At 57.1% G+C, this 6,585-nt stretch carries 2 protein-coding genes, 1 tRNA gene and 2 rRNA genes; 3 read left to right on the top strand and 2 right to left on the bottom strand.

The features are described 5' to 3' along the window. The first annotated feature begins 243 nt into the window (after positions 1-243). The 3 genes from ACZ9IU_RS21830 to ACZ9IU_RS21820 all read left to right on the top strand — a co-directional run bounded on the left by ACZ9IU_RS21830 (position 244) and on the right by ACZ9IU_RS21820 (position 3,868). Positions 244-3,146 (top strand): 23S ribosomal RNA (locus ACZ9IU_RS21830). A gap of 235 nt (positions 3,147-3,381) precedes the next feature. Further along, positions 3,382-3,496: ribosomal RNA gene (gene rrf, locus ACZ9IU_RS21825) — 5S ribosomal RNA — on the top strand. 295 nt (positions 3,497-3,791) lie between these two features. Further along, positions 3,792-3,868 (top strand) — tRNA-Met (locus ACZ9IU_RS21820). 174 nt (positions 3,869-4,042) lie between these two features. Here ACZ9IU_RS21820 and ACZ9IU_RS21815 read toward each other — a convergent pair. Both ACZ9IU_RS21815 and ACZ9IU_RS21810 read right to left on the bottom strand, forming a co-directional pair. Then, positions 4,043-5,041 (bottom strand): ABC transporter permease, encoded by a 999-nt coding sequence (locus ACZ9IU_RS21815; RefSeq protein ID WP_038547051.1) that lies wholly within the window; start codon positions 5,039-5,041, stop codon positions 4,043-4,045. A gap of 12 nt (positions 5,042-5,053) precedes the next feature. After that, complete coding sequence (locus tag ACZ9IU_RS21810) at positions 5,054-6,559, bottom strand: sugar ABC transporter ATP-binding protein (protein ID WP_038547049.1); 1,506 nt, start codon at positions 6,557-6,559, stop codon at positions 5,054-5,056. Positions 6,560-6,585: the final 26 nt, after the last annotated feature.

Here is a 6,585-nt window from a genome sequence, read left to right as displayed (position 1 = left end):
ATGGCTCTGATGACTTACTGATGGCCGTTGCCTGACCGCGCGGTCCTGGATCACATCTCGAGAAGCTGGTCTTAAAGACAAGTTTGTGAAGCGGGTCGCTCGGCGTGACCCCAATCAAGCAAGCTTGTCGAACACGTCGATGGCATCATGAGAAGGGCTGGTTGTAAAAGGTAACCGGTCCGCCACGCATTGGGTCTGAAAGCCCGATGGGTGGCTATATTGATGAGCATTGGCAATGAGAACGATTAAGTGTCGTAAGGGCATTTGGTGGATGCCTTGGCATGCACAGGCGAAGAAGGACGTGATACGCTGCGATAAGCCGTGGGGAGCTGCGAATGAGCTTTGATCCATGGATCTCCGAATGGGGCAACCCACCTTAGATGCTTGGGAAATCATTTTGGTTGTCGAACCTTTGGTTCGACGTTGCGGCGAACGATCGCCGACGGCCTCTGGCCTGTATGGGAACTTCCCAATACAGCGCGGAGCGCGTCGCCGGTCGTCCGGCGTTAAAACCAAAAATGGTTTCCAAGCATTGTTAAAAGGTATCTTACCTTCGAATAAAATAGGGGTAAGAAGCGAACTCGGGGAACTGAAACATCTAAGTACCCGAAGGAAAGGACATCAACCGAGACTCCGTAAGTAGTGGCGAGCGAACACGGACCAGGCCAGTGGCAATCAGGAATAAAGCCGAACGCTTTGGAAAAGGCGGCCGTAGCGGGTGATAGCCCCGTAGGCGTAGAACACTGATTGTCCTAGAGTAGGGCGGGACACGTGAAATCCTGTCTGAACATGGGGAGACCACTCTCCAAGCCTAAGTACTCGTGCATGACCGATAGCGAACAAGTACCGTGAGGGAAAGGTGAAAAGCACCCCGACAAGGGGAGTGAAATAGAACCTGAAACCGGATGCCTACAAACAGTCGGAGGGGGCAACCCTGACGGCGTACCTTTTGTATAATGGGTCAACGACTTAGTGTAACTAGCAAGCTTAAGCCGGTAGGTGTAGGCGCAGCGAAAGCGAGTCTGAACAGGGCGTTCAGTTAGTTGCATTAGACCCGAAACCGAGTGATCTAGCCATGAGCAGGTTGAAGGTTGGGTAACACCAACTGGAGGACCGAACCCGCATCTGTTGCAATAGATTGGGATGACTTGTGGCTAGGGGTGAAAGGCCAATCAAACTCGGAAATAGCTGGTTCTCCGCGAAAACTATTTAGGTAGTGCGTCGATCGAATACCCCGGGGGGTAGAGCACTGGATGGGCTATGGGGACTCACCGTCTTACTGATCCTAACCAAACTCCGAATACCCGGGAGTACTAATCGGCAGACACACGGCGGGTGCTAACGTCCGTCGTGAAAAGGGAAACAACCCTGACCTCCAGCTAAGGTCCCCAAGTCATGGCTAAGTGGGAAAGGATGTGAGGATCCCAAAACAACCAGGATGTTGGCTTAGAAGCAGCCATCATTTAAAGAAAGCGTAACAGCTCACTGGTCTAATTAAGGGTCTTTGCGCCGAAAATGTAACGGGGCTAAAGCCATGCACCGAAGCTGAGGATGTACACGCAAGTGTATGTGGTAGCGGAGCGTTCCGTAAGTCTGTGAAGGAGGACCCGTGAGGGCCTCTGGAGATATCGGAAGTGCGAATGTTGACATGAGTAACGATAAAGAGGGTGAGAGACCCTCTCGCCGAAAGACCAAGGGTTCCTGCTTAAAGTTAATCTGAGCAGGGTTAGCCGGCCCCTAAGCCGAGGCAGAAATGCGTAGGTGATGGGAACCACGTTAATATTCGTGGGCCTGGTGGTAGTGACGGATCGCAAAAATTGTTCAACCTTATTGGATTGGTTGGGCAGTGGGGCGGTTCCAGGAAATAGCTCCACCGTATAGACCGTACCCGAAACCGACACAGGTGGTCAGGTAGAGTATACCAAGGCGCTTGAGAGAACTATGTTGAAGGAACTCGGCAAATTGCACGCGTAACTTCGGAAGAAGCGTGACCCCATTTTGGGCAACCATAATGGGGTGGCACAGACCAGGGGGTAGCGACTGTTTATCAAAAACACAGGGCTCTGCGAAGTCTAAAGACGACGTATAGGGTCTGACGCCTGCCCGGTGCTGGAAGGTTAAGAGGAGAGGTGCAAGCTTTGAATCGAAGCCCCAGTAAACGGCGGCCGTAACTATAACGGTCCTAAGGTAGCGAAATTCCTTGTCGGGTAAGTTCCGACCTGCACGAATGGCGTAACGACTTCCCCGCTGTCTCCAACATAGACTCAGTGAAATTGAATTCCCCGTGAAGATGCGGGGTTCCTGCGGTCAGACGGAAAGACCCCGTGCACCTTTACTATAGCTTTACACTGGCATTCGTGTCGGCATGTGTAGGATAGGTGGTAGGCTTTGAAGCGGGGACGCCAGTCTTCGTGGAGCCATCCTTGAAATACCACCCTTATCGTCATGGATGTCTAACCGCGGTCCGTCATCCGGATCCGGGACAGTGTATGGTGGGTAGTTTGACTGGGGCGGTCGCCTCCGAAAGAGTAACGGAGGCGCGCGATGGTGGGCTCAGACCGGTCGGAAATCGGTCGTCGAGTGCAATGGCATAAGCCCGCCTGACTGCGAGACTGACAAGTCGAGCAGAGACGAAAGTCGGTCATAGTGATCCGGTGGTCCCGCGTGGAAGGGCCATCGCTCAACGGATAAAAGGTACGCCGGGGATAACAGGCTGATGACCCCCAAGAGTCCATATCGACGGGGTTGTTTGGCACCTCGATGTCGGCTCATCGCATCCTGGGGCTGGAGCAGGTCCCAAGGGTTTGGCTGTTCGCCAATTAAAGCGGTACGTGAGCTGGGTTCAGAACGTCGTGAGACAGTTCGGTCCCTATCTGCCGTGGGTGTAGGAATATTGACAGGATCTGTCCCTAGTACGAGAGGACCGGGATGGACATATCTCTGGTGGACCTGTTGTCCTGCCAAGGGCATAGCAGGGTAGCTATATATGGAATGGATAACCGCTGAAGGCATCTAAGCGGGAAACCAACCTGAAAACGAGTATTCCCTATCAGGGCCGTGGAAGACGACCACGTTGATAGGCCGGGTGTGGACGTGCAGCAATGCATGAAGCTTACCGGTACTAATCGCCCGATTGGCTTGATCGTTCTCATTGTTCATGCTCATCAAGCTTTGCTTGATGATGCCAAAGACCTTTGTCCTGACGCTGTCGCATCCTTCGGATGCTGCGCTGCGGACGGCTCGCCAAACGATTGGCGACGGCCGCTGGCCTGTATGGGTGCCTCAAGCGCTCGTCAGGTCCGGAAAGGTTCAAAGACGTGTTCAAAGACTAAAAAATGAGGTTCGCCTCAACCAGCTTCTCACAATGTTGCGCTTCGCTGACCTGGTGGTCATTGCGGGGCGGCCGCACCCGTTCCCATTCCGAACACGGCCGTGAAACGCCCCTGCGCCAATGGTACTCCGTCTCAAGACGCGGGAGAGTAGGTCGCTGCCAGGTCTGCCAAACGCAACATATCTTCTCAATCCACGAAAACAAACGGCCCTTGGCCGAAACCAAGGGCCGCCCACAAGCGGCCTTTCGTCGTTTGAAAACCTGAAATACGAGGAAATCGCACCCCATATCTTCCAGTGCGACCCTCACAGGAGACAACTCGGCTTCGCCAAGTTGCTCAGGCAGAAGACATAACCGCTCGAAGCGGTTACGCCACCGCGACAAAACCTTCGGTTTTGCGCATCGCTATTTTGCCGCAGGCAAAAAGCTCTCAGGACGACGGTTCCCGTCGCCTGTACAACGCGGGGTGGAGCAGCCCGGTAGCTCGTCAGGCTCATAACCTGAAGGCCGCAGGTTCAAATCCTGCCCCCGCAACCAAATTCCCCAAACTCCCGCAGCAATCGCTCCGGGAGTTTTTTGTTGTCGAGGGATATTGTACCGTTCCCAACCAGCCCTCGTCCTCCACGAGAAAACCCAGGACTCTCCGAATTCCCGGAGGAAACTTGCGTCTCAGGTCACCCGCAATCGTTTCCCCCGTCAGAAGCTCTCGGCTCACGCTTGAGGCTTGCCACCGTCTTCCAAGGCGGCCATGGCAATGGCCTGTCTGCGGGCGTCGCGGTAGCGGGAAAACTGCGTGTCGGCGATCACGCCGGCAAGGATGACGCTGCCCATGACGGCGAAATTCAGTGAAGAGGGGATGCCCAGGAGATTGACGAGGTTTTGCAGGACCTGAAGCAGGATCACGCCCAGCACCACGCCGATGATCGACCCTTCGCCGCCCCGCAAAGAAAAGCCGCCGAGGACCGCGGCGGCTATGCCGTACAGCTCGTAGAAATTGCCATGGGAGGAAGGCTGGACAGAGCGGGTATACATGGCGAAGAACACCGCCGAAATGCCTGTCAGGAACGCGCAGAGCACATAGGCTTGGATGATGACCCTGGTGGTGTCGATACCTGAAAAACTCGCCGCCTCGGGATTTTTGCCGACGGCAAAAAGATGTCGGCCGAGCACGGTCCGGTGCAGGAGAAACCACGCTGCAACAGCGACCAGCAGGAACGCGACGACGGAATGGGGCACGCCGGCTGTGCGGCCCGCGATCAGATATTCCAGCATCGGAAAGTCGGACCCGAAGGTGAAGCCGGCCGTGCCATCCCTGGTGTAGAAGCGCGCAATGCCGCGATAGATCAGAAGCCCGCAGAGCGTGACGACGAAAGGCTGAAGCTTGAGGCGGGTTATCAGCCAGCCGTGCAGAAGGCCGATGGTGGCTGACAGCGCCATCACGATTGCAAGTGCGACCGGCCAGGGAACGCCGAAGCTGGCGATTAGATCGACAAAAATGACGCCTATCAACGCGATCACCGAGCCGATGGACAGTTCGATGCCCGCCGTGACGATGACGAAGGCCTCGGCAATGGAGAACAGCCCGAACAGGCCGATCAGGTTTGCCGTGTTGGCCAGGTTGATCGGCGACAGGAACCGTGGATTCATCACGGCGACGATTGCGCCGACGGTCATCACAAGCGTGGCTAATCCGATATCTTTTTTCTGCATGCTGCGGAGTCCCTATTCCACGGCCAGTTGGAGAATGGTCTCCTCGGTCAGTTGATCGCGCGCGAGCGTCCCGGCGATGCGACCGCGGCACATGACGGCGACCCGATCGGATATCCCGATCACCTCTTCCATGTCCGACGAGATCATCAGCAGCGCTACGCCATCGGCGGCGAGCGCCTGCATCAGGCGGTAGACTTCCGCCTTGGCGCCGACATCGATGCCGCGTGTGGGCTCGTCCAGAATGATGATCCTGGGCTTCATTGCCAGCCATTTGGCCAAGACCACCTTCTGCTGATTGCCACCGGACATTTCTGCCGCCGCGCGACCGAGGCCTGCCGTCTTGATGTTCAGTTTGTGCCGCGATGCCTCAGCCAGGGCGGTCTCGGCGCCTGTATCGACAAATCCTACTCGCGACAGCGCGGCATGGCTCGGCATGGCGATGTTCTCGGTGATCGAGAAATCGAGAAAAAGGCCTTCCGTCTTGCGATCCTCCGGCACCAGGCAGAGGCCGGCGGCGATGGCGGCTGGAACGGAATGGCCGACGAGCCGCTGGCCCTCGATCTCCAGCACGCCCCCTTCGATGCGGTCTATGCCAAAAAGCGCGCGGGCAAGCTCCGTACGCCCCGCGCCGACGAGGCCCGTCAGGCACAGGATCTCGCCCGCGCGCAGGCAAAGGTCGAGCGGATGCTGCGGATAGGCCTTTGTGCGCAGTCCCTTCAATTCCAGCACCGGCCTGCCGGGGTCATGCTCTGCCTTCTCGTAGAACTGGCCGACATCGCGGCCGATCATCAGCCGGATCATGGCGTCCTTGGTGATTTCGCCGCAACCGAGGGTTCCGGCATTGCGGCCGTCACGCAGCACCACGACGCGGCTCGCCACCTCCTCGATTTCAGCCAGGCGGTGGGTGATGAACAGCACCGCCACGCCGTCGGCGCTCAACTGCCTGATGACGTCAAGAAGACGCTTGGTCTCGGACAGGGTCAGGCTGGACGTGGGTTCGTCGAGAATGAGCAGGCGTGGATCGATCGAAAGAGCACGGGCGATTTCAAGCAATTGCTGGTCGGCCAGGGACAGGCCGGAGACAGCGTCATTCGGACCGAAACGAGTGTCCAGCCTGGCGAGGATCGGCGCGACCTTGCGCTCCATCGCGGCCTGGTCGAGGAGGCCGAACATCCCGCGCCTGATCTCCCGCCCCAGAAGCACGTTTGCCGTCACATCGAGATTGGAAAACGGATTGAGTTCCTGGTGAACAAGGGCGATGCCGCGCTCATGCACGCGCGCCGATGTCAGCGATGTCACTTCCTCGCCATCGATGACGATGTGGCCCTCGTCAGGTGCGATTGCGCCGCTTAGCACTTTCATCAGCGTGGATTTTCCCGCACCGTTTTCTCCAACCAGGCCGACCACCTCGCCGCCGCGAATGCTCAGCGAGACATTGTTGAGGGCGATTGCTCCCGGATAGACCTTGGTAATCCCCAGAAGGTCGAGCGATATGTCCTTTTGCCGATAGGCCGTCATCGAAACTCCCGGATGGCAGGGACGGA

This window comes from Mesorhizobium sp. USDA 4132 (genome assembly GCF_056279545.1).
Note: the sequence above shows the minus strand (reverse complement) of the source record. Positions and strands in the feature narration are given on the sequence as shown.

Bases quoted from the DNA above. Each gene is read 5' to 3' on its own strand.
- ACZ9IU_RS21810 (WP_038547049.1), bottom strand. From the start codon at position 6,559: ATGACGGCCTATCGGCAAAAGGACATATCGCTCGACCTTCTGGGGATT.
- ACZ9IU_RS21815 (WP_038547051.1), bottom strand. From the start codon at position 5,041: ATGCAGAAAAAAGATATCGGATTAGCCACGCTTGTGATGACCGTCGGC.